General features: G+C 67.2%; 22 protein-coding genes. 16 read left to right on the top strand and 6 right to left on the bottom strand.

Annotation, left to right across the window (positions count from 1 at the left end):
- Positions 1–30 precede the first annotated feature (30 nt).
- Complete coding sequence (locus ACN9MV_RS18915; RefSeq protein WP_426388958.1) at positions 31–1,275, bottom strand: tetratricopeptide repeat protein; 1,245 nt, start codon at positions 1,273–1,275, stop codon at positions 31–33.
- 123 nt (positions 1,276–1,398) lie between these two features.
- On the opposite strand from ACN9MV_RS18915, the gene ACN9MV_RS18920 reads away from it, so the two are divergent.
- From ACN9MV_RS18920 to ACN9MV_RS18940, 5 genes are all read left to right on the top strand, one after another.
- A complete protein-coding gene (locus tag ACN9MV_RS18920; RefSeq protein ID WP_093073643.1) occupies positions 1,399–2,184 on the top strand; it encodes a sulfurtransferase in 786 nt (261 codons plus the stop codon).
- A gap of 31 nt (positions 2,185–2,215) precedes the next feature.
- A complete protein-coding gene (locus ACN9MV_RS18925) occupies positions 2,216–2,932 on the top strand; it encodes a response regulator (RefSeq protein ID WP_093073641.1) in 717 nt (238 codons plus the stop codon).
- Entirely contained in the window at positions 2,883–4,490 is a 1,608-nt protein-coding gene (locus ACN9MV_RS18930; protein ID WP_426388959.1) for a sensor histidine kinase, read from the top strand. The genes ACN9MV_RS18925 and ACN9MV_RS18930 overlap by 50 nt, the downstream gene beginning before the upstream one ends.
- A 145-nt stretch (positions 4,491–4,635) precedes the next feature.
- Positions 4,636–5,166, top strand: a complete 531-nt coding sequence (locus ACN9MV_RS18935; RefSeq protein WP_176928806.1) for a tripartite tricarboxylate transporter TctB family protein — start codon at positions 4,636–4,638, stop codon at positions 5,164–5,166.
- A gap of 4 nt (positions 5,167–5,170) precedes the next feature.
- Positions 5,171–6,739, top strand: coding sequence for a tripartite tricarboxylate transporter permease (locus ACN9MV_RS18940; protein WP_093055914.1), 1,569 nt, complete (start codon positions 5,171–5,173; stop codon positions 6,737–6,739).
- A gap of 61 nt (positions 6,740–6,800) precedes the next feature.
- Here the strand turns inward: ACN9MV_RS18940 and ACN9MV_RS18945 are convergent, their stop codons facing one another.
- The 4 genes from ACN9MV_RS18945 to ACN9MV_RS18960 form a co-directional block, all read right to left on the bottom strand.
- The gene (locus tag ACN9MV_RS18945) at positions 6,801–7,724 is read right to left on the bottom strand and encodes a pirin family protein (protein ID WP_426388961.1); all 924 of its coding nucleotides are present in this window, start codon (positions 7,722–7,724) and stop codon (positions 6,801–6,803) included.
- Positions 7,725–7,753: 29 nt separating this feature from the next.
- Entirely contained in the window at positions 7,754–8,305 is a 552-nt protein-coding gene (locus ACN9MV_RS18950; protein ID WP_093055910.1) for a flavodoxin family protein, read from the bottom strand.
- A 34-nt stretch (positions 8,306–8,339) separates the two neighbouring features.
- Positions 8,340–8,741 (bottom strand): DoxX family protein, encoded by a 402-nt coding sequence (locus ACN9MV_RS18955; RefSeq protein ID WP_426388962.1) that lies wholly within the window; start codon positions 8,739–8,741, stop codon positions 8,340–8,342.
- 82 nt (positions 8,742–8,823) lie between these two features.
- On the bottom strand, positions 8,824–9,525 hold the full coding sequence (locus tag ACN9MV_RS18960) for a pirin family protein (RefSeq protein ID WP_093055906.1): 702 nt from the start codon (positions 9,523–9,525) through the stop codon (positions 8,824–8,826).
- 160 nt (positions 9,526–9,685) lie between these two features.
- Between ACN9MV_RS18960 and ACN9MV_RS18965 the strand changes: the two genes are divergently transcribed.
- From ACN9MV_RS18965 to ACN9MV_RS18985, 5 genes are all read left to right on the top strand, one after another.
- Positions 9,686–10,639: a LysR family transcriptional regulator gene (locus ACN9MV_RS18965; protein WP_093176006.1), complete on the top strand. Its 954-nt coding sequence runs from the start codon at positions 9,686–9,688 to the stop codon at positions 10,637–10,639.
- A gap of 130 nt (positions 10,640–10,769) precedes the next feature.
- Positions 10,770–11,873: an NAD(P)/FAD-dependent oxidoreductase gene (locus ACN9MV_RS18970; protein ID WP_426388963.1), complete on the top strand. Its 1,104-nt coding sequence runs from the start codon at positions 10,770–10,772 to the stop codon at positions 11,871–11,873.
- A 7-nt stretch (positions 11,874–11,880) separates the two neighbouring features.
- Positions 11,881–12,843: a tRNA glutamyl-Q(34) synthetase GluQRS gene (gene gluQRS, locus ACN9MV_RS18975; protein ID WP_426388964.1), complete on the top strand. Its 963-nt coding sequence runs from the start codon at positions 11,881–11,883 to the stop codon at positions 12,841–12,843.
- The gene (trmB, locus tag ACN9MV_RS18980; protein WP_093073625.1) at positions 12,840–13,610 is read left to right on the top strand and encodes a tRNA (guanosine(46)-N7)-methyltransferase TrmB; all 771 of its coding nucleotides are present in this window, start codon (positions 12,840–12,842) and stop codon (positions 13,608–13,610) included. Before gluQRS ends, trmB begins: the two co-directional genes overlap by 4 nt.
- Before the next feature lie 113 nt (positions 13,611–13,723).
- Entirely contained in the window at positions 13,724–14,890 is a 1,167-nt protein-coding gene (locus ACN9MV_RS18985; protein ID WP_426388965.1) for an ABC transporter substrate-binding protein, read from the top strand.
- Positions 14,891–14,905: 15 nt separating this feature from the next.
- Here ACN9MV_RS18985 and ACN9MV_RS18990 read toward each other — a convergent pair whose 3' ends face one another.
- Entirely contained in the window at positions 14,906–15,628 is a 723-nt protein-coding gene (locus tag ACN9MV_RS18990) for a Crp/Fnr family transcriptional regulator (protein ID WP_097198991.1), read from the bottom strand.
- Between the two features lie 120 nt (positions 15,629–15,748).
- Between ACN9MV_RS18990 and ACN9MV_RS18995 the strand changes: the two genes are divergently transcribed.
- The 6 genes from ACN9MV_RS18995 to tcuB all read left to right on the top strand — a co-directional run bounded on the left by ACN9MV_RS18995 (position 15,749) and on the right by tcuB (position 21,762).
- Positions 15,749–16,339 carry an HD domain-containing protein gene (locus ACN9MV_RS18995; RefSeq protein ID WP_307615639.1) on the top strand — a complete coding sequence of 197 codons (591 nt, stop codon included), beginning with the start codon at positions 15,749–15,751 and terminating at the stop codon, positions 16,337–16,339.
- Positions 16,340–16,357: 18 nt separating this feature from the next.
- Complete coding sequence (locus ACN9MV_RS19000; RefSeq protein ID WP_093055891.1) at positions 16,358–17,125, top strand: class II aldolase/adducin family protein; 768 nt, start codon at positions 16,358–16,360, stop codon at positions 17,123–17,125.
- 106 nt (positions 17,126–17,231) lie between these two features.
- Positions 17,232–18,110: a bile acid:sodium symporter family protein gene (locus tag ACN9MV_RS19005; protein ID WP_093073620.1), complete on the top strand. Its 879-nt coding sequence runs from the start codon at positions 17,232–17,234 to the stop codon at positions 18,108–18,110.
- A gap of 7 nt (positions 18,111–18,117) precedes the next feature.
- Complete coding sequence (locus ACN9MV_RS19010) at positions 18,118–19,044, top strand: LysR family transcriptional regulator (RefSeq protein ID WP_093055887.1); 927 nt, start codon at positions 18,118–18,120, stop codon at positions 19,042–19,044.
- A gap of 77 nt (positions 19,045–19,121) precedes the next feature.
- Positions 19,122–20,549, top strand: a complete 1,428-nt coding sequence (gene tcuA / locus ACN9MV_RS19015) for an FAD-dependent tricarballylate dehydrogenase TcuA (RefSeq protein WP_426388967.1) — start codon at positions 19,122–19,124, stop codon at positions 20,547–20,549.
- Entirely contained in the window at positions 20,533–21,762 is a 1,230-nt protein-coding gene (gene tcuB / locus ACN9MV_RS19020; RefSeq protein WP_426388968.1) for a tricarballylate utilization 4Fe-4S protein TcuB, read from the top strand. Before tcuA ends, tcuB begins: the two co-directional genes overlap by 17 nt.
- The last annotated feature ends 10 nt before the right edge of the window (positions 21,763–21,772 follow it).

The following is a 21,772-nucleotide window of genomic DNA, read 5'->3' on the forward strand; positions in this document are numbered from 1 at the left end:
TGGGCACCGCCAGGAAGACCCTCGCTCAGACTATTTCGCCGGTTTTGCGAGACGGGCCTTAAGTCCGGGATCGAGGCGGTAGGCGGCCTCCTCCTCCTCCGTGGCACGCTTCAGATCACCCTTGCTCCGCCAGATTTCAGCTCGCGAAAAATGAGCATCGACGGCGCGCCAAGTCTTGAAACTGATGACCTTGTCGAGATCCACCAGCGCACCGTCGAGGTCGCCCTTGGCCTTGCGCGCATCTGCTCGGCCGAAATAGCCGTCGACATAGTTCGGCTGCACACGGGTGACTTGATCGAAGTCGGCAAATGCCCGATCGAAATCGCGCCTTCTCATCCATTCGTTGCCACGGTAAACATACGCATTTGTCTGCCGCGGCTCGACGCGGATCGCCTCGTTATAGTCAGCCATCGCTTTGTCATGCTCGCCTTTGTCGTGCCACGCAAGACCGCGCCCCACATAAGCCATGGCGAAGCTCGGCACACGCTGAATCGCGCGATCGAAATCCGCGATCGCCCGATCATGGTCACCTTTGCGACTCCACAGGTACCCCCGATTCATAAGCGCCATCGGAAAATTGGGGGCGAGGCGAATAGCTTCGTTGAAGTCCGCCATGGCCTTGTCCAGCTCGTTTTTCTTCAGCCATACAGACCCGCGATTGTTCAGGGCTTGCACATTCCGAGGATCAACACGGACGGCCTCCGTGTTATCCGCAACCGCGCGATCTTGATCGCCGTTATTGCTCCAGAGAATCGCCCGGCCTTGATAGGCATCTGAATTATTGGGGTCTAGGCGAATCGCCTCGGCGAAATCGGCAAGTGCCTTCTCCACATTGCCTAGGTTGGACCACGCCGCACCGCGGTTGGAATATATCGACGAATACTTGGGAGCACTTCTCTCCTCTTTGGCAAGCTGCTTGTGCACTTCGACTGCCTTGTCCAAAAAAGGCAGCGCCTTTCGTGACTCACCCGCCATGTTCCACACCGCCCCACGATTGTTGTAGCCGAAGGGATACAGAGGGTCGATGCGCGAAGCTTCCTCATACTTGACCAAGGCGCTCGCAAGGTCTCCAGCCTCTTTCAGCGCGTTACCTTGGACCGTGTGCGCCACAGCGTACTGCCGCTTCGCGAGACCTTTGGCCGCAATCACGCTATCGCAGGCGGCAAGTCTGTCCGTCGTGAATCCACGCCCCGTATTGCACAGATCGAAAGACTCCTCTATCGCACCAGACGCAGACCAAGCCGGGGCTGCCAAGACGACGGCGACGAGAATCACTGAGATTCTTCGCATACTTCTCCTCGTAATAATTTGTGCGCGGACTTTACAGTCATGACCGCGATAAGACGAAAGCATCCTCCTCGCGCGCTCACTCTTTGCCAGTCCCTACAATCGCGCCCCGTGCAAGAGATTCTGAATATCGCGGCCTACAAGTTCGTGGCCATAGACGACAGCCCCGTGCTGCGCGAAGACCTGCGCGCCCGCACGCAGGCCCTGGGCCTCATGGGCACCATCCTGCTGGCGCCCGAGGGCATCAACCTGTTCCTGGCCGGTAGCGCCGACGGGGTGCGGGCCTTTCTGGCCCATTTGCGTGCCGACGCCCGCTTTGCCGACCTCGAGGCCAAGGAAAGCTGGTCCGCCGCTCAGCCCTTCCGCCGCATGCTGGTAAAGCTCAAGCGCGAGATCATCCGCATGGACCATCCGGCCATCCAGCCCGCCGCGGGCCGGGCGCCCGGCGTGGACGCCCCCACGCTCAAGCGCTGGCTCGACCAGGGCCACGACGACGAGGGCCGCGAAATCGCCCTGCTCGACACACGCAATGCCTTCGAGGTCGATCACGGCAGTTTCGAAGGCGCGATCGACTGGCGCATCGGCAAGTTCACCGAATTCCCACCCGCCCTGAAAGCGCACCGCGACGAGTTCAAGGGCAAGACGGTCGTGAGCTTCTGCACCGGCGGCATCCGCTGCGAGAAGGCCGCGATCCTGATGCGCGAAGAAGGCGTGGAGCACGTGCTCCAGCTCGAAGGCGGCATCCTCAAGTATTTCGAGCAGGTCGGCGGCGCGCACTACAAGGGCGACTGCTTCGTGTTCGATGGCCGCGAGGCCCTGGCGCCCGACCTGAGCGCACGCTCGGCACGCGCCAGCGCCCGCGCCTCGGAAGACCCCGACCTCGCCATCAAGCAGTAACGGCAACAACCAAGACGTCGACAGGCCTCCCATGCGCATCCTCCTGGTGGAAGACGAACTGGACATGGCCTCGTGGCTGATCCGCGCGCTCACGCAAAGCGGCTTCGTGGCCGACCACGCGCCCGACGCGCGCACCGCCGAAGCCTTCATGGCCGGCACCGAATACGACGCCATCGTGCTCGACCTGCGCCTGCCCGACAAGCACGGCCTGAGCGTGCTGGCCGACATGCGCAATGCCGACGACCGCACGCCGGTGCTGATCCTCACGGCGCAAGGCGCCCTGCAAGACCGCGTGCGCGGCCTGAACCTGGGCGCCGACGATTTCCTCACCAAGCCCTTCGAGCTGGTCGAACTCGAAGCCCGCCTGTCGGCCCTGGTGCGCCGCAGCCGCGGCAAGCAGCACCCGCGCCTGCAGTGCGCCTCGCTCTCGTACGACAGCCAGAGCCACGCCTTCACGCTGCGCGGCACGCTGCTGTCGCTCACGCCGCGCGAGCAGGCCGCGCTCACCGCCTTGCTGATGCGCAGCGGCGCGCCGGTCGGCAAGTCGCAGCTCTTCGCCAAGGTGTTCACCAACGACAGCACCGCCGGCCCCGACGCCATCGAGGTGGTGCTGCACCGGCTGCGGCGCAAGCTCGCGGACAGCGACGTGCGCATCGTCACCGTGCGCGGCCTGGGCTACATGCTGGAGAGCATTGCCGATGGATCCTCAGCCCCAGCCCAACCCGAACTCCCCGGCGAAGACGACTGAGCCGCAGCCCCAGCGCTTCGGCATCCGCGCGCGGCTGCTCGCGCTGCTGCTGCCCGGCATCGTCGCGCTGCTGGCGCTCGACAGCTGGAACGACTACAAGGCCCTGACCGATTCGCTCGTGGTCGCCTACGACCAGAGCCTTCTCGAACCCGTGCAGGCGCTGGCCAACGGCATCGTGGTGGCGAGCGACGGCAGCGTGCGCGTGCAGGAGCCGTTCTCGATCCAGGCAATGTTCGAGTCCACGCACCTGCGCTACAAGTACCTGCACGTCGGCGTGCAGCGCATTCCCAAGGGCGAAACGCTCGACGTGAATTCGCCCGAGACCACGCTCATGGGCGTGCCCGGCCTGCCCCGCCCGGCACAGCAACCGCCCGACGGCACGCCGGTGTTCTACGACGCGGTGCACGAGCAGCACCCGGTGCGCGTGGCCGCGCTGCGCCAGACGGTGTACGACAACGTCCACCCCGGCGCGGCCTACAGCGTGCTGATCCAGGCGGCCGAGGGCACCGGCCCGCGCACCGAGGCCCAGGCCGAGTCGCTGCGCCAGGAGCTGCTGCGCGACACGCGCATGGTGCTGGTGATGGCGCTGCTGGTGTGGCTCGGCGTGGCGTGGACGCTGCGCCCGCTGGAGCGCCTGCGCAGCTCGCTGCGCGAGCGATCGCGCGACGACCTGACGCCGCTCGACGCCAGCGGCGTGCCGCAGGAGGTCGCGCCGCTGGTGGACGCGGTGAACCACCACATCGCGGGCCATCGGCGCATGGTGGCCGAGCAATCGCAGTTCCTGGCCGATGCCTCGCATCAGCTGCGCACGCCGCTGAGCATCCTGTCGATACAGGCCGGCTACGCGGTGCGCGAGACCGATCCGGCGCGCATGCGCGAGTCGCTGCATGCCATCGTCGGGCAGCTCGCGCGAACGCGCCGCCTCAGCGAACAACTGCTGGCGCTGGCCCATGCCACCACCGAAGACGAAGTCGCCCCTGCCGAGCCCACGGTGGTCGACCTCAACGCCATCGCGCGCGAGGTGGTGCTGCAATACCTGCCGCTGGCGCGCGAGAACGACCAGGACCTGGGCTGGGTCGATGCGCGCGGCGACGGCGCCGCCGAACGCATCGCCACCGCGGGCGACGACGGAGAAGACACGGACGGCACCGACGAAGCCGGCGATGAAGACGACTCACCCGTGCTGCCCGTGGCAGCCAACGCCGCCGAGCTGCACGAGGTGCTTGCCAACCTTGTGCACAACGCCATCAAGTACACGCCGCGCGGCGGCAACATCACCGTGACCGTGCGGCGCGAGGCCTCATATGCGCTGGCCGAGGTGTGCGACAGCGGACCGGGCATCGCACCCGAAAGGCGCGACAGCGTGTTCGAGCGCTTCCATCGCGACCCATCCGTGGCTGCCGTTGCAACACAGGGCGCGGGCCTCGGCCTCACCATTGCTCGCAGCTATGCGCGGCGCAACGGCGGCGAGATCGAACTGGGCAACGCCGACACGCCCGAGAGCCCCAACGGCGGCGGACTGCGCGCGATCCTCAGGCTGCCGCTGCGCGCCTTCTGAGGCCCTTTTTTGCAAGGGTTTCACCCGATACACCGGTACGTGATTACACGTATTTTGCGGGTCGCCGGGCCGTTTGCGCCTGCTCCGAAAGGCGATTGAAAGCCTCGATTCCTAGACTGCGCTCCTTCCAATCGAAGGAGACTCAATGCAGCACCAGCTCGGTGAAGATCCGGCCTCGCACGCGCTTCGGCCCGCTTCAAAATTCAAAAAAGATTACTACGGCGGCGCCCTGCTGATCGTCATCGGACTGGCCGCCGTCTATGCCGGCATCGGCTACCGCGTCGGCGAGCTTGCGCACATGGGGCCGGGCTTCTTCCCGGTCGCGCTCGGTGCGCTGCTGGCACTCACGGGGCTGCTGATCGCTGTCTCCGCGCGCGGTGACAAGCAAGCTGAAGGCGCAAGCGAAGAAGCCGCGTCGCACGGCCATCCGGGCGGCATGCCCGACATTCGCGGCGGCATCTGCATCATCCTGGGCATCCTCGCGTTCCTGCTGTTCGGCGAATACGGCGGCCTGCTGCCGGCCACCTTCGCCATCGTGTTCATCTCGGCGCTCGGCGACCGAGACAACACGCTGACCGAGGCGCTGCTGCTGTCGCTGGCGATGTGCTTCATCGCGGTGGTGATCTTCTGGTGGGCGCTCAAGCTGCAGCTGCCCCTGTTCCAGTGGGGAGGCTGACACCATGATCGGTCAATCGCTCCACGACCTCTGGTTCGGCTTCGGCGTGGCCTTCCAGGGCTCGAACCTGATGTGGTCCTTCTTCGGCGTGCTGGTGGGCAACCTGATCGGCGTGCTGCCGGGCATGGGCGCACTGCAGGCCATCTCGATCCTGCTGCCGCTCACCTACGTGATGCATCCGGTGCCCGCCATCCTGATGCTGGCCGGCATCTTCTACGGCTCGCAGTACGGCGGCGCCATCGGCGCCATCCTGATGAACATGCCGTCGCACCCGCCGCATGCGGTGACCTGTCTGGACGGGTACCCGATGACCAAGCAGGGCAAAGGGGGCGTCGCGCTAGGGGTGACGATGATCGCCTCGTTCTTCGCGGCGTCCGTCGGCATCATCGTGATGATCTTCGCCTCGCCCCTGCTGGTGCAGATCGCGTTCAAGTTCGGCCCGACCGAGATCTTCTCGATCATGCTGCTGGGCCTGCTCGCCGGCTCCACCATGTCGCGCGGCTCGCCGCTCAAGGGCGTGGCCATGACGCTGTTCGGCCTGCTGTGCGGCGTGGTCGGCACCGACGTGAACAGCGGCAGCTTCCGCTTCGCGTTCGGCCTGCCCGAGCTGAGCGACGGCCTCGAACTGGTGGCGATCTCGATGGGCCTGTTCGGCGTGGCCGACTTCCTGCTCAACGTGAACCGCATGAAGACCATCGGCGACACCGGCACGCTCAAGCTCAGCGACATGCGCCCGAGCAAGGAAGAGCTCAAGCGCGCCTTCCCCGCGATGATCCGCGGCACCATCGTCGGCACGGTGTTCGGCGCAATGCCCGGCACGGGCCCGACCATCACCACCTTCATCGCCTACGCGCTGGAGCGCAAGGTGTCGAAGACGCCGAACAAGTTCGGCACCGGCATGATCGAAGGCGTGGCCGGACCCGAGGCCTCTGCCCACTCGAAGACGCAGGTCGACTTCATCCCGACGATGAGCCTGGGCATTCCGGGCGACGCGGTGATGGCGCTGATCCTGGGTGCGCTGCTGATCCAGGGCATCCAGCCCGGCCCGCAGCTCATTACCGAGCATCCGGACATCTTCTGGGGCCTGATCGCCTCGTTCTGGATCGGCAACGTGATCCTCGTGATCCTGAACGTGCCGCTCATCGGCGTGTGGGTGAAGCTGCTGAAGGTGCCCTACAAGTACCTGTTCCCGGCCGCGATGTTCTTCATTGCGACGGGTGTGTACAGCACGCAGAACAGCCTGTTCCAGATCTGGGAAGTGCTGGTGTTCGGCATCGTCGGCGCCCTGCTGATGTCGCTGGAATTCTCGGTCGCGCCGATCTTGCTGGGCTTCGTGCTCGGGCCGATGGTGGAAGAGAACTTCCGCCGCGCGCTGCTGCTCTCGCGCGGCGACATGTCGGTGTTCGTGACACGGCCGATCAGCGGCACCTTCATCGGGCTGTGCGTGCTGCTGCTGCTGGGCGTGGGCTACTCGGCCTGGCGCGGTCGCGGTGGCCGCAAGGGCATGGTCGAGCTTCCGAAGGCACCGCCGGGTGCATCGCCGTCGGAAACTGTGGCGATCGGCAACGAGTAACCGCAGAAACAAAAAGGGCCCGATACGTCGGGCCTTTTTCATTGGCGCTCGAGTTTCAGCTTCAGACCGGCGTGGTGCCCGTGTCGGGTTCGCGCACACCAAAGGGCTTGCCGGGCAACGGAATGAATTCGGTCTCGCCGGGCACGTGGCCCATGCGCTGGGCGGCCCAATCGGAGCCGGCCTCGAGGATGCGCTCGCGCCGGCTCGATACGAAGTTCCAGGTGATGTAGCGCGGGCCGTCGAGCGGCTCGCCGCCGATCACCATCAGGCGTGCGGCGGCGCTCGCCGTGAGCACCGCGCCTTGTCCATCAGGCAGCACGGCCATGGTGTGCGCTTCAACCGGCTCGCCATTCACGCTGACATCGGCATCGACTGCGTAGATGGCCAGCTCGGATGCGAGCGCAGGCAATTCGAAGCGCCCGCCTGCAGACAAGGCGATGTCGAGGTACACGGTCTGCGAAAGCGTCTTGACCGGCGAGCGGGCACCGAAGGCTTCGCCCACCAGCACGCGCACCGCCACGCCCTGCTCCACCAGCTCGGGAATCGCATCGGCCGGCGTGTGCTCGAAGCTGGGTTCGGTTTCTTCATGCGCCTGCGGCAGCGCGGCCCACAGCTGCAGGCCGTGGTTCACGTAGGTGTCGGCCTTGAGGCGATCGGGCTTGCGCTCGGAGTGCACGATGCCCTTGCCGGCGGTCATCCAGTTGATGGCGCCGGGAAGAATCTCCTGCACGCTGCCCAGGCTGTCGCGATGCATCATCGCGCCCTTGAAGAGGTACGTGACCGTCGAGAGGCCGATGTGCGGATGCGGCCGCACGTCGTGCTCGCTGCCCGGCTGCTCGGTGGCCGGGCCGAAATGGTCGAAGAACACGAAGGGGCCGACCGAGCGGCGCTGCGCCGCGGGCAGCAGGCGCCGCACCTTGAAGCCACCGCCGAGGTCCTTGTCGTGCGGCTTGAGCAGTTGGGTCTCGGGGGCGGTGTCGGTCATCGTGTTCTCCGTGGGGTGGCGGGTGCCGGTTATTCGCGCGATCTTGCCACTGTGGCAATGCGCTCGCCGAATGCGCGGGCCGTGTCGAAGTCGCCTTTAAGCATTTCGGCCGGGCTCGCATCGGACGGCGATTGCGTCAGCAGGCCGCCGTAGCCGCCCACGTAGTTCATCGAGTCGCGCGTGGCGGCCTTGCTGTTGCTCGGCAGGATGCCCATGCTGACCCAGATGCCGCTGTGCTGCATCGCGAGCGTCCACAGGTAGGTCATGGTCGTGACCTTGTCGCCGTTCATGGTGGCGCTGTTGGTGAAGCCGGCGAAGAGCTTGTCTTTCCAGCCCTGCGTGTACCAGACCTTCGACGACGCATCGGCGAACTTCTTGAACTGCCAGCTCACGCCGCCCATGTAGGTCGGCGAGCCGAAGACGATGGCGTCGGCCGCGGCCAGCAGCTCCCAGCCGCCTTCGGGCAGGTTGCCGTCCGCGTCGATGGCGAGCAGCTGGGCGCCCGCGCCGTCCGCCACGGTTTGCGCCACGCGCTGGGTGTGGCCGTAGCCGGAATGGAAGACGACGACGATGTTTGCCATGTTTGGGTGCTCCTGAGTGGGTGAGGTGTTGCGATCAGCGCTTGTCGATGCTGAAGCGGCCGGCACCGAAGGCAGCAAACGACAGCAGACCGCCAGCAATGGCCATGTTCTTGAAGAACTGGATGTTCTGCGTCGCATCGGCCCAGAACTTGTGGAAGAACAACGCCGTCGCGACCGTGAAGATAGCCATGATGAGGGCCACCCAGCGCGTCTTGAAACCGACCAGCAATGCGATGCCCAAGCCGAGTTCGACAATGATCGCGATCACAGCTGCGATCTCCGGCAGCGGCAGGCCCGCACTGGTGATGTAGCCGACGGTGCCCGAAAAGCCCATGAGCTTGCTGAAGCCGGCGGGAATGAACAGCGTGGCGATCAGGATGCGACCGATCAGGGTCTGCAGGTCTTGGGTCGAATTGGGGGTAGTTGTAGTTGCCATGATTGAAAAACTCCTCGGTTGTTGAAATTGAAAAGGGAAAAGGAAAAAGAAAAGCCGGGCGGCAAGCGCCCGGCAAGGGGGATCAGGCGGCCAGGTCGAACACCAGCACTTCGGCGTCCTTGCCGGCGCCCAGCGTCAGTTGCGATTCGCCTTCCAGCATCGCGGCGTCACCGCCCACGAGCTTCTGGCCGTTCACTTCGAGCTCACCGCGCACCAGGTGCACGTAGCTCTTGCGCTTCGGGTCGAGAGCCAGGCTGGCTTTTTCTTCGCCATCGAGCAGGCCGGCAAACAGGCGCGCATCGGCATGCACCGTCACCGAGCCATCGGTGCCGTCGGGCGAGGCCACGAGGCGCAGCTTGCCGCGCTTCTCGGCGTCGCTGAACTTCTTCTGCTCGTAGCCGGGCTCGATGCCGCGCACGTTCGGCTGGATCCAGATCTGCAGGAAGTGCGTGGTCTCGTCGGCCTTGTGGTTGAACTCGCTGTGCATCACACCGCGGCCCGCGCTCATGCGCTGCACGTCGCCGGGCGGAATGCTTTCCACGTTGCCCATGCTGTCCTTGTGCGCCAGCTCGCCCGAAAGCACGTAGCTGATGATCTCCATGTCCTTGTGGCCGTGGGTGCCGAAACCGGCGCCCGCCGCCACACGGTCTTCGTTGATCACCCGCAGGTTGCCGAAGCCCATGTGCTCCGGGTCGTAATAGTTGGCGAAAGAAAAGCTGTGGAACGAGCGCAGCCAGCCATGGTCGGCATAACCGCGTTCCTGTGATTTACGGACTTGCAACATCGTCGAACTCCTTCGGCCCTGCCCTGTGGGGGTGTGCGGGCCTTTTTCGTATGCCGCGCCGGATGCGCAGCGGATGTAAAGAACTTTAGGTCCGCACCCCATTCGGAAAGACGCCGCAGTTTGATGGCACCATTCAAATAATTTGATCAATGGAGCCACCATGCCCAGCCCCCGTGACGTGCTGACCCCCGACGCCCTCTCCATGCTCCAGACCGTGGCCAGCACCGGCAGCTTTGCCGCCGCCGCCCGCGCCCTCGACCTCGTGCCCAGCGCGCTGAGCTACCGGGTGCGCCAGATCGAGGACGCGCTCGACGTGCTGCTGTTCGACCGCAGCGCCCGCCAGGCCAAGGTGACCGAGGCCGGCGCCGAGCTGCTGCGCGAGGCCGACCGGCTGCTCAACGAAATCGACGCAGTGGCCAACCGCGTGAAGCGCGTGGCCACCGGCTGGGAGCCGATGCTGACCATCGCGGTCGACAGCGTGATCGCGCGCGACCCGCTGCTCGACCTCGCCACAGCCTTCTTCGCGCTGGAGCCGCCCACGCGGCTCAAGCTGCGCGACGAAACGCTACTGGGCACCATCGAGGCGCTGACCAGCGGCGAGGCCGACCTGGCCATCGGCGCGGTGCTCGATGCCGCGAGCCTGGCACTCACCGCCACGGGCATCCGTACCCGGCCGATCGGCGAGCTGCGCTTCGTCTATGCGGTAGCGCCGCACCATCCGCTGGCGCGCCTGGCCCAGCCGCTGAGCGACGCGGTGATGCGGCAGCACCGCGCGGTGGCCGCGGCCGATTCGGCGCGGCACGGGCCGAGCATGACGGTGAACCTCATGGGCGGGCAGGACGTGCTCACCGTGCCGAGCATGCAGGCCAAGATCGCGGCGCAATTGCACGGGCTGGGTGGCGGCTTTCTGCCTGAGCCGATGGCGCGGCCGTACATCGAGGCCGGGCATCTGGTCGAGCTGAAGACCGAGCGCATGCCGCCAATGGGAACGATGCATTGCGCATGGCGCGTGCGCAGCGCGGGCAAGCCGGGGCGGGCGCTCGAATGGTGGCTGGCGCAGTTCGAGCATGAAGGCACGCGGCGTGCGCTGCTCGAGCGGCATCGGGGTCGATGAGGGGTTGACGAGTATTGCCGAGGATTCGCGCAGCGCCGCTAAGGGTGTGTCCTCAGGCGAAGCGGCTCTCGGACCGATGTAGAGTGCAGACACATCCAACCGCATTCCATCCAGAAGAAAAGAGTTCGTCATGAGCACTCGCGCAACTGCAAAGAAGCCGGCCAAGGCCGCCGACCGTCACCGAACCCCAGCCACCCCGCGCGTGCCGCGCAATTTCGCCGTCATCGGCGCCGGCATCGCCGGGGTGGCTTGTGCACGAACGCTGGTGCAGGCCGGCCACAAGGTCACGCTGTTCGAACGCGAGGCCGCGGCCGGCGGGCGCATGGCGAGCATCGACACCGCCTTCGGCCGCTTCGACAGCGGCGCGCAGTACTTCACCGTGCGCGACCCGCGCTTTGCGCTGGCGCTCGAAAGCACGCCCGGCCTGTGCAAGCGCTGGAGCGCCAACCTCGTGCGCGTGCTCGACGCCCATGGCCGCGTGGCCGAGGCGGCCCTGCCCTCGCTCGAGCCCCACTGGGTGGCGCAGCCCGGCATGGACGCGCTGGCCGCCCACTGGGCCAAGCCGCTGGGCGACAGCCTCATTACCGGCACGCAGGTCACGCAGATCGAGCCCGATGCGCTCGATGCGAAGCGCTGGCAACTGCGCACCGCGGGCGCCGACGATTCGCAACACGTGTATTCCGGCTTCGACGCCGTGCTGCTCGCCGTGCCGCCCGCACGCACCCGTGCACTGCTGGGCGACGGCAAGCTCTCGGCCACGCTCAGCCGCAAGATCGAACCCGTGCGCATCGCCCCCTGCTGGACGCTGATGGTCGCCTACCCCCAGGCCAACCAGCCCACCATGTCGCACCTTGGCCCGCAATGGAATGCAGCCCGCAGCACCCACCACCGCGTGGCGTGGCTGGCGCGCGAATCGTCCAAGCCCGGCCGCGAGCCCATCGAGCGCTGGACGCTGCAGGCCAGCGCCACGTGGTCGCAAGAGCACCTGCGCGACACGCCCGCGCGCGTTGAAGCCAAGCTGCTGCGCGCCTTCGCCGAGATCACCGGCATCCATGCCACGCCCGCGCACGCCCAGGCCCTGTGCTGGAACGAAGCGCAGACGCAGGTGCCCGTGGGCACGACGCACCTCTGGGACAGCAAGGCCCGCATCGGCGTGGCCGGCGACTGGTGCACCGGCCACCGCGTCGAAGACGCTTTCCTCTCGGGCCTGTCGCTCGCGCTCGACGTCATCTGATCGGGAGATGAGGGAGACCGGCCGCTTCGCGCCCTCGCCCACCGGCCCGTTGCATGCGGGCTCGCTGGTGGCCGCGCTCGCGAGCTGGCTCGACGTGCGCGCCCGCGGTCCGCAGGCGCGCTGGCTGATCCGCATCGAAGACGCCGACACCGAGCGCTGCCTGCCCGGCATGGGCGAGCACATCCTCCAGCAACTGGCCGACTGCGGCCTGCTGCCCGACGAAGCTCCGGTGTGGCAGACGCAGCGCACCGCGCGCTACGAAGCCGCGCTGGCGCGGCTGCAGGCGCGCGGCCTCGCCTACCCCTGCGGCTGTTCGCGCAAGGACATCAACGAAGCCCTCGCGCGACTCGGCCAGCGGCACGAGCGCCACGGCGAGCGCGTCTACCCCGGCACCTGCCGCGACGGGCTGCACGGCAAGCCCGCGCGGGCCTGGCGCTTCGCCACCGAAAAATTCGAGGCCGACCGGCCGCCCACGCCGGGCGTGCCCTGGGATGAAACGGCCGATTCCGGCACGGGCAGCGAACTCTGCTGGACCGACCGCCGCCTCGGCCGCCAGTGCCAGAACGTGAGCCGTGAGGTCGGCGACTTCGTGCTGCGCCGCGCCGACGGCCCCTGGGCCTACCAGCTCGCCGTGGTGGTCGACGATGCCGAACAGGGCGTGACCGACGTGGTCCGCGGCGAAGACCTCGCCGACAACACCGCGCGCCAGATCCTGCTGCAGCGCGCGCTGGGCTTGCCCACGCCCAGCTACCTGCACACGCCGCTGGTACGCGGCGCGGACGGCGACAAGCTGTCGAAGCAGAACGGCGCAACATCCATCGACACAGGCTCCCCCGCCGCCGCGCTGGCCGCGCTCGATGCGGCCGCGCGCGTACTCGGATTGCGGCGCACCACGGGCGCCAACTGCGCGGACGCCCTGGCCGGCTGGGTGCCCGAATGGCGCGCTCTCTACAATTCGCGGCCTCCATGAACTTTCCCGACACCGTGCCCAACGACATCCCGCGCAGCGAAGATGCGCCCACTCCAGACGCCAGCGACGAAGAAGAAGCGGCCAAGCCGCACCCGCTGCACCGCCGCCTCAAGAGCTTCGTCAAGCGCGCCGGCCGCACCACCGAAGGCCAGGCACGCGCCTTCTCCGAACTGGGCCCGCTGTTTCTCGTGCCCTACAAGCCCGAACCGCTCGACCTGACTGCGGCCTTCGGCGGCCGCGCCGGCCCGACCGTGCTGGAAATCGGCTTCGGCATGGGCGAGGCCACGGCGCACATCGCGACCGTGCTGCCCGAAACCAATTTCTTCTGCTGCGAAGTGCACGAGCCCGGCGTGGGCGCACTGCTCAAGCGCATCGGCGAGCAGTCGCTGTCGAACATCCGCATCTGCGCGCACGACGCGGTCGACGTGCTCGACCACATGCTGCAGCCCGGCACGCTGGCCGGCGTGCATGTGTTCTTTCCCGACCCGTGGCACAAGAAGCGCCACAACAAGCGCCGCCTGATCCAGCCCGAGTTCGTGACCAAGCTCGCGCAGCACCTGCGCCCCGGCGGTTACATCCACTGCGCCACCGACTGGCAGCCCTACGCCGAGCAGATGCTCGAAGTGCTCGCGGCCGAGCCGCTGCTGCGCAACACCGCCGAGGGCTACGCGCCCAAGCCCGAATACCGCCCGCTCACCAAGTTCGAGAACCGCGGCATCAAGCTGGGGCATGGGGTGTGGGACCTGGTGTTCGAACGCGCCGCCTGAACGGCCTCGGCCCTTCCCGGGCCCTCTCATCAGGGAATTCCGCCCCGGCACCCGACTTCCCCCCTGGCCCCGTTATTGCTACACTTTTTTACTAATGTGAAAGAAGGTGTCCAATGAACCCATCTCGCAGGGAATGGTTGAGCAAGGCGGCGTGGGGCGCACTGGCGCTGGGAAGCGGCATCGTCCACCCCGTCATGGCCCAGTCCACGCGCGCGGCCGGCGGCGCACCGCGTGTCGTGCTGCTCGGGCAATCGGTGCCTCTCACCGGCAGTGCCTACGAAATAGGCACCGCCTTCGCCGCCGGCAGCCGCCTCGCGGTGAGCGACTTCAACGACAAGAACGCCGCCACCGGCCTGCAGCTGAAGCTGCTTCAGCTCGACGACGGCTACGACGCAGCCCGCGCAGCCGCCAACGCGCGCACCCTGCTCACCACCAACAAGGCCGACATGCTCTTCGGCTTTGTCGGCACGGCCAGCAGCGAAGCCGGCGCCAACGTCGCCACGCAGCAGGGCAGCCTGCTGTTCGCGCCCTTCGCGGCCTCCGACACGCTGCGCGGCGCCGAACACCCCAACGTGTTCCATGTGCGGCCCGGCATGATCGACGAGGCCCTGAAGATCGTGAAGCAGTGCGCCACCGTGGGGCAGACCCGCATCGCGCTGGTGGGCGACGACGACGCCATGGGCCGCGCCGGCATGGCGGCCGTCGAGCAGGCCATCACCGAGCTCAGGCTCACGCCGCTGGTCGCGAGCGCGCTGGTGCCGCCCACCGGCAACAAGCTCGATGCAGCCCTGAAGACGGTGCAGCAGCAATCGCCCCAGGCCATCGTGCTGGTGTCGCTCTCGGGCACCACGGCCAACGCCATCCGCGCGCTGCGCAAGAGCGGTTACTCGGGCAGCTTCATGGCTTTTTCCATCGTCGGCATCGACCCGCTCTACGCCACGCTGGGCAAGGACATCGGCGGCATCGTGATCTCGCAGGTGGTGCCGTCGCCGCGGCCCTCGGCCATTCCCATCGTCAAGGAATACCTCGCGGCCGTGGACAACTCCGACCAGACCGCGTCGTACGAAGGCCTCGAAGGCTTCATCGCCGCCAAGGCGGCTGGCGAAGCGGTGCGCCGCGCCGGCCGCGGCTTCAACACCGCGAGCCTGCAGCGCGTGATGTCGGGCATGACCGACTACGACGTGGGCGGCTTCCGCATCAACTTGCGCCCGGGCCTGCGCGACAGCGTGCGCAACATCGACCTGATCAGCATCTCCGCCGACGGCCGGGTCTTGCGCTGACGGCAGCAGGCGGGCCTAGCCCGTGCTTACCAGCTTCTGCAGCGCATCGAGCGACAGCAGCTCGATGCGCCCGTAGCCCAGCGCGACCACGCCCTCGCCCGCCAACGCATTGAGCTCCTTCGACAGCGTCTGCCGCGTCACGCCCAGCATCATCGCCAGCGCTTCCTGCGGCAGTTGCAGTTCGTGCCGCAGGTGCACCGACTGCGTGGCATCGCCGCGCGCCAGCACCAGCAGCCGGTGCGCCACGCGGGCGCGCAGGCTGCGCAGCGTGGCGTCTTCGGCCAGCCCGTAGAGCATGCGCACGCGCGCCGCGAGCATCGCGGCAATGGCGTTGGAAAAGACCACGTCACGCATCAGCTGCACGAAGGCCTCGGGCGGCACCATCAACAGGTCGAGCGCCTCCAGCGCGGTGGCGTCGTGCGTGCGCGGCGAGCCGTCGATCAGCGTGATCTCGCCGAACCAGTTGCCGGGCTCCAGCACCGCGAGGATGGCCTCGCGCCCGTCCTGGCGCAGCGATGAAATCTTGATGGTGCCCGCCACCAACCCGTAGAAGCCGCCGCCCGCCGCGTGAATGGGATCGCCCTGGCGGAACACCATCGCGCCGCGCCGCACGTGGTGGAGTTCGGCCGCGCCCAGCAGCGCCTCGCGCTGGGCGCGCGGCATGCTCATGAACCACGGATTGCCCTCCAGCGCGGCGCGGTGCGCAGCGGAAAGACGCGGTCTAGGGGAGGCAGCCATGGGCATGAACCGCTGCGAGGCGGGGGTTTACCAGAACCCCACATTGTCAAATTCTTGACAGTTCAAGGTCAAGCGCAGGCATACAGTGGCCGGCACCCCACAAGAACGGAGACCCCAGCGATGAACGCACGCGCAAGTTTCAAGAGCATGCAGGAAAGCACGCGCGAAGACTGGCAACTGATCGGCGGCGAATTCATGCAGTTCACGACCGGCCTGCCGGCGCGCGTGATCAAGCACCTGCAGATTCTCGAAGGCGACTACGGCGGCTTTCCGGTCGACCGCTACACCCACTCGCTGCAGACCGCCACCCGCGCCCTGCGCGACGGCCGCGACGAGGAGTACGTCGTGTGCGCGCTGCTGCACGACATCGGCGACACGCTGGGCAGCTTCAACCACCCCGACATCGCCGCCGCCATCCTCAAGCCCTTCGTGAGCGAAGCCAACCACTGGATGGTGCAGAACCACGGCATCTTCCAGGGCCACTACTTCTTTCACCACATCGGCCTGGACCGCGACATGCGCGACAACTTCAAGGGCCACCCGCACTACGAGCGCACGGCCGAGTTCTGCGCGCTCTACGACAACCCCGCCTTCGACCCCAAGGCCGAGACGCTGCCCGTCAGCGAGTTCGAGCCCATGCTGCGCCGCGTGATGGCGCAGCCGAAGCAGAGCATCTACAAGGCCGCGCTGACCGAGCCCGCGGCCGCCTGACATCGACAAGAGGAAACCATGAACGCCTTCTCCCAACCCGAAATCCAGAAGCTCGTCTCCGCCGAGGAGTGGCAGCTTCGCGTCGACCTCGCCGCCTGCTACCGCCTGGTGGCGCTCTACGGCTGGAGCGACCTCGTGTTCACGCACATCAGCGCGCGCATTCCCGGCCCCGAGCACCACTTCCTGATCAACCCCTACGGCCTGATGTTCGACGAGATCACCGCGTCGAGCCTGGTCAAGGTCGACCAGCAGTGCAACAAGATCATCGACTCGCCCTACCCCGTGAACCCGGCCGGCTTCGTCATTCACAGCGCGGTGCATGCCGCGCGCGAAGACATCCAGTGCGTGCTGCACACCCACACCAAGGCCGGCATCGCCGTCAGTGCGCAGAAGAACGGCGTGCTGCCCATCAGCCAGCAATCGACCTTCGTGCTGGCCTCGCTGGCCTATCACGACTACGAAGGCGTGGCCTTCCGCGACGACGAGAAGCCGCGCCTGCAGGCCGACATGGGCAGCGCCAACTTCCTCATGCTGCGCAACCACGGCCTGCTGACCTGCGGCAAGACCATTGCCGACGCCTTTCTTTCGATGTACACCTTCGAGAACACCTGCCAGATCCAGATTGCGGCGCAATCGGGCGGCAGCGAACTCACGCAAGTCAACCCGAAGATCGTCGAGGGCGTAGGCCAGGCGATGAAGGTGCAGACAGGCGGGCTGGGCGGCCAGTTCGTCTGGCCTTCGCTGATCCGCAAGCTCGACCGCATCGACGACAGCTACAAACAATAAGACAGCGTCGACCCCGGTTTCCACGGCTGCCAGCGCCTGCACGACAGGTGCTGGCGGCTATTTTTTTACGCATCAAAACTACAAGAACCATCGAGGAGACAAATCCATGGACGCCACCGTCATCGTTACCCGCTTCCTGTTCGGCGCGCTCGCGCTCGTGATGTTCGGGCTCGGGCTTTCGCTTTCGCTCGCCGACTTCAGGCGCCTCTTCAAGCACCCGAAGGCCGTGACCATCGCGCTCGTGCTGCAGGTCATCGGCCTGCCGTTGGCTTGCTACGCGATCATCGTGGGCTTCGGGCTGTCGCCCGTGTTCGCTGTCGGGCTGATGCTGCTCGCGGCCTCGCCCGGCGGCATCTCGGCCAACCTGTTCTCGCACCTGTTCGGCGGCAACGTGGCGATGAACATCTCGCTCACGGCCGTGAACACGCTGCTGTCCATCGTCACGCTGCCGCTCATCGCGAACTGGGCCATCGGGCACTTCGCTCAGGGCGGCCAGGTGGTGCCGCTGCAGACACGCAAGCTGGTGGAGGTGATCGCCATCGTGCTGGTGCCGGTGGCCATCGGCATGTTCGTGGCCTCGCGCAGCCCCGGCTTCGCTGCGCGCATGGAAAAGCCGACCAAGATCTTCAGCGGCGTGGTGCTCGCGGTGGTAACGGTGCTCGCCATCGCCAACGAGTGGAAGACCATGGCCGCCACCTTCGCCGAGATCGGCGTGCCCGTGCTGCTGTTCAACCTCGTGAGCCTGCTCGCGGGCTACTACCTGAGCCGCGCTGCGGGCCTCGACAAGCCGCTGGCCACCGCCATCAGCTACGAGATCGGCATCCACAACTCCACGCTCGCGATCTTCATCGCGGTGAGCGTGCTCGGCAGCTTCCAGCTCGCGCTGCCGGCGGCCATCTACTCGGTGGTGATGTACATCACCGCACCGCTGTTCGGCTGGCTGCTGTTGCGCCGGCCCGCACCGGCCGCCGTGCCTGCGCGATGATCGGGCGATGGAACTCCGGCAACTGCGCTACTTCGTCAAGGTCTGCGAGCTTCGCAGCATGGGCCGCGCGGCGGTCGAGCTGGGCGTCGTCACCTCGGCGCTGAGCCAGCAGATCAGCCGGCTCGAAAGCGAGTTGTCCACCCGGCTGCTGCAGCGCAGCTCGACCGGCGTTGCGCCCACCGATGCGGGCGTGGCCTTTCTCCACCAGGCCCAGCTCACGCTGCGCCATGCCGACGACGCGGTACGCGCCGCGCAACAGGCGCGGCTCTCGGGCCACGTGAGCGTGGGCCTGGCACCCACCACCGCCACGGTGCTCGGCGTGCCGCTGATGCGCGCCATGCGCGAGCGCTACCCCGAAGTGCGGCTGCACATGGTCGAAGCACTGTCCGGTCACCTCACGACCATGCTGCAGGCGCGGCAGCTCGACCTGGCCGTGCTGTTCCAGACCGACACGCCGCGGCGCTGGAGCGTGACCCCGCTGCTGGCCGAGAAGCTCTTCGTCATTGCATCCCCCACGCTGCCGCAGCGCCCCACCGGCGCCCGCGTGCGCCTGTCGCAACTGGCCGAACTGCCGCTGATACTGCCCAGCGGCAGCCATGGCCTGCGCGCCACGCTGATGGCGGCCTTCGCCCGGGCACGCATTGCGCCGCGCATCGTGGCCGAGGTCGACGGCCTCGCGCTGCTGATGGATGCGGTGCGCGCGGGACACGGCGCCACCATCCAGCCCGGCGCCGCTACCGCACGGCACGACCGCGATGACCTGCAGCTCACGCAGATCGCCGACGCGCACGTGGGCCGCCGCAACCTGCTCGTGAGCCTGTCGGACGACGAGCTCTCTCCCGCCGCGCTGGCGACCCGCGTGGTGATGGCCGACACGGCGCGCGCCCTGGTGCGCGATGGCAGTTGGACAGGAGCAAGTCTTCTCGAAAACTGAACACCCGTTGCCCGGATCGGTCTTTCGCCTGAAGGCCGGCGTGCCTAGAGTCTCCCGTATTCCAAGGAGACCCACGAGTGATAGATGTTCTGGTTGTCGGTGGCGGCAATGCCGCGCTGTGCGCCGCCCTGATGGCACGCGAGGCCGGCGCCTCGGTGCTGCTGCTCGAAGCCTCGCCCAAGGCATGGCGCGGCGGCAACTCGCAGCACACGCGCAACCTGCGCTGCATGCACGACGCCCCGCAGGACGTGCTGATCGAGGCCTACCCTGAAGAGGAATACTGGCAAGACCTGCTGAAGGTGACCGGCGGCCTCACCGACGAACACCTGGCGCGCCTGGTGATTCGCGCCTCGTCGAACTGCCGCGACTGGATGCGCAGCCACGGCGTGCACTTTCAGCCGCCGCTGTCGGGCGCGCTGCATGTGGCGCGCACCAACGCCTTCTTCATGGGTGGCGGCAAGGCGCTGGTGAACGCCTATTTCCGCAGCGCCGAACGGCTGGGCGTGCAGATCCGCTACGACACGCCCGTGGCATCGGTCGAGCTCGACGGCGACCGCTTCGTGGCCGCGCGCACCGAGGCCGGCGAGCGCATCGAAGCGAAAAGCTGCGTGCTGGCCGCAGGCGGCTTCGAGTCGAACCGCGAATGGCTGCGCGAAGCCTGGGGCCAGAACGAGCGCGGCGAATGGCCGGCCGACAACTTCCTGATCCGCGGTACGCGCTTCAACCAGGGCGTGCTGCTGAAGCACATGATCGCGGCGGGCGCCGACAGCATCGGCGATCCGTCGCAGGGCCACATGGTGGCCATCGACGCGCGCGCGCCGCTGTACGACGGCGGCATCTGCACACGCATCGACTGCGTGTCGCTCGGCGTGGTCGTCAACCGCGAGGCGAAGCGCTTCTACGACGAGGGCGAAGATTTCTGGCCCAAGCGATACGCGATCTGGGGCCGGCTCGTCGCGCAGCAGCCGGGGCAGATTGCCTGGTCGGTCATCGACCAGAAAGCGGTCGGACGCTTCATGCCGCCGGTGTTCCCCGGCACGCAGGCGAACACGCTCGGCGAACTGGCACGCAAGATCGGCCTCGACGAAGCCACCTTCGTGCGCACGGTGGAGGACTACAACGCCGCCTGCCGCGTAGGCCGCTTCGACCACACTGCCCTCGACGACTGCCACACCGAGGGTCTGGCGCCAGCCAAGACGCACTGGGCGCGCCCCATCGACACAGCGCCCTTCTACTCCTACCCCGTACGCCCCGGCATCACCTTCACCTACCTGGGCCTGAAGGTTGACGAAACAGCGGCCGTGCGCTTCGGCGGCCGGGCCAGCCCCAACCTGTTCGTGGCCGGCGAAATGATGGCCGGCAACGTGCTCGGCAAGGGCTACACGGCGGGCGTCGGCATGAGCATCGGCACGGCCTTCGGGCGCATTGCCGGCACGCAGGCCGCGAACGCGGCAAAGAACCTTTCGAAGAAATCCCCGGAGACCGCCCTTGCAGCAGCTCACTGATCTCGTCGCACGCGCCCGTGCGGATGCCGACGGCATCGGTGGCGGTGCCACGTCTCGCGTGATCCCGATACAGCCCGCCCTTCCGTTGACAGCGAGCGAAGGCGAAGTCGCCCGCATCCTGCAGATCTGCAACGCCTGCCGCTACTGCGAAGGCTTCTGCGCCGTGTTCCCGGCCATGACGCGCCGGCTCGAATTCGGCAAGGCCGACACGCACTACCTCGCCAACCTGTGCCACAACTGCGGCGCCTGCCTGCACGCCTGCCAGTACGCGCCGCCGCACGAGTTCGCGGTGAACGTGCCGCAGGCGATGGCGCAGGTGCGCATGCAGACGTATCACGACTACGCCTGGCCGCCTGCAATGGGTGCGCTCTACCAGCGCGCGGGCCTCACGGTTGCGCTCGCTCTGGCCGGCGGGCTCGCGCTCTTCCTGGTGCTGGCAGTGGCGATCTCGGGCTCGCTGCTGCACGAGCCGCTCGCGGGCAATTTCTACGCGATCTTTCCGCACAACTTTCTCGCGCTGGTGTTCGGCGCGGTGTTTCTCTTCGTGATGTTCGCGCTGGCCATGGGCGTGCGGCGCTTCTGGCGCGAGGTATCGCCGTCGCGTGACAACGTGCCTGCCGAGGTGACCGGCGTACGCGGCGCGGCCAGCGCCGAGGCCGCGCAAGATGCACTGCGCCTGAAGTACCTGGGCGGCGGACATGGCGAAGGCTGCAACAACGAAGACGACCGCTTCACCCTGTGGCGCCGGCGCTTCCACCACTTCACCTTCTACGGCTTCATGCTGTGCTTCGCGTCGACCTGCGTGGCCACGCTGTACCACTACCTGTTCAGCCTGCATGCGCCCTATGCGCTCACCAGCCTGCCGGTGCTGCTGGGCACCGCGGGCGGCATCGGCCTGGTGGTGGGCCCGGTCGGACTGCTGTGCCTCAACTTGCGGCGCGACCCGGCGCACGGCGACGTGGCGCAGCGCCCCATGGACCGCGGCTTCATCGCCCTGCTGCTGCTCACCAGCCTCACCGGCCTTGCGCTGCTGGCGTGGCGCGACACGCCCTTCATGGCATTGCTGCTGGCGGTGCACCTGGGCGTGGTGATGGCGCTCTTTCTCACCCTGCCCTACGGCAAGTTCGCGCACGGCATCTTCCGCTCGGCCGCCTTGCTGAAGTTCGCCATCGAGAAGCGCCTGCCCAACCGCCTGCAGCTTGGCGCCGACTGAATGAACCCCA

Origin of the sequence: Variovorax sp. R-27, from assembly GCF_049913215.1 — a bacterium.
GTDB lineage: Bacteria > Pseudomonadota > Gammaproteobacteria > Burkholderiales > Burkholderiaceae_C > Variovorax.

Bases quoted from the DNA above. Each gene is read 5' to 3' on its own strand.
- ACN9MV_RS18925 (WP_093073641.1), top strand. From the start codon at position 2,216: ATGCGCATCCTCCTGGTGGAAGACGAACTGGACATGGCCTCGTGGCTG.
- ACN9MV_RS18930 (WP_426388959.1), top strand. From the start codon at position 2,883: ATGGATCCTCAGCCCCAGCCCAACCCGAACTCCCCGGCGAAGACGACT.
- ACN9MV_RS18935 (WP_176928806.1), top strand. From the start codon at position 4,636: ATGCAGCACCAGCTCGGTGAAGATCCGGCCTCGCACGCGCTTCGGCCC.
- ACN9MV_RS18940 (WP_093055914.1), top strand. From the start codon at position 5,171: ATGATCGGTCAATCGCTCCACGACCTCTGGTTCGGCTTCGGCGTGGCC.
- ACN9MV_RS18945 (WP_426388961.1), bottom strand. From the start codon at position 7,724: ATGACCGACACCGCCCCCGAGACCCAACTGCTCAAGCCGCACGACAAG.
- ACN9MV_RS18950 (WP_093055910.1), bottom strand. From the start codon at position 8,305: ATGGCAAACATCGTCGTCGTCTTCCATTCCGGCTACGGCCACACCCAG.
- ACN9MV_RS18955 (WP_426388962.1), bottom strand. From the start codon at position 8,741: ATGGCAACTACAACTACCCCCAATTCGACCCAAGACCTGCAGACCCTG.
- ACN9MV_RS18960 (WP_093055906.1), bottom strand. From the start codon at position 9,525: ATGTTGCAAGTCCGTAAATCACAGGAACGCGGTTATGCCGACCATGGC.
- ACN9MV_RS18965 (WP_093176006.1), top strand. From the start codon at position 9,686: ATGCCCAGCCCCCGTGACGTGCTGACCCCCGACGCCCTCTCCATGCTC.
- ACN9MV_RS18970 (WP_426388963.1), top strand. From the start codon at position 10,770: ATGAGCACTCGCGCAACTGCAAAGAAGCCGGCCAAGGCCGCCGACCGT.
- gluQRS (WP_426388964.1), top strand. From the start codon at position 11,881: ATGAGGGAGACCGGCCGCTTCGCGCCCTCGCCCACCGGCCCGTTGCAT.
- trmB (WP_093073625.1), top strand. From the start codon at position 12,840: ATGAACTTTCCCGACACCGTGCCCAACGACATCCCGCGCAGCGAAGAT.
- ACN9MV_RS18985 (WP_426388965.1), top strand. From the start codon at position 13,724: ATGAACCCATCTCGCAGGGAATGGTTGAGCAAGGCGGCGTGGGGCGCA.
- ACN9MV_RS18990 (WP_097198991.1), bottom strand. From the start codon at position 15,628: ATGGCTGCCTCCCCTAGACCGCGTCTTTCCGCTGCGCACCGCGCCGCG.
- ACN9MV_RS18995 (WP_307615639.1), top strand. From the start codon at position 15,749: ATGAACGCACGCGCAAGTTTCAAGAGCATGCAGGAAAGCACGCGCGAA.
- ACN9MV_RS19000 (WP_093055891.1), top strand. From the start codon at position 16,358: ATGAACGCCTTCTCCCAACCCGAAATCCAGAAGCTCGTCTCCGCCGAG.
- ACN9MV_RS19005 (WP_093073620.1), top strand. From the start codon at position 17,232: ATGGACGCCACCGTCATCGTTACCCGCTTCCTGTTCGGCGCGCTCGCG.
- ACN9MV_RS19010 (WP_093055887.1), top strand. From the start codon at position 18,118: ATGGAACTCCGGCAACTGCGCTACTTCGTCAAGGTCTGCGAGCTTCGC.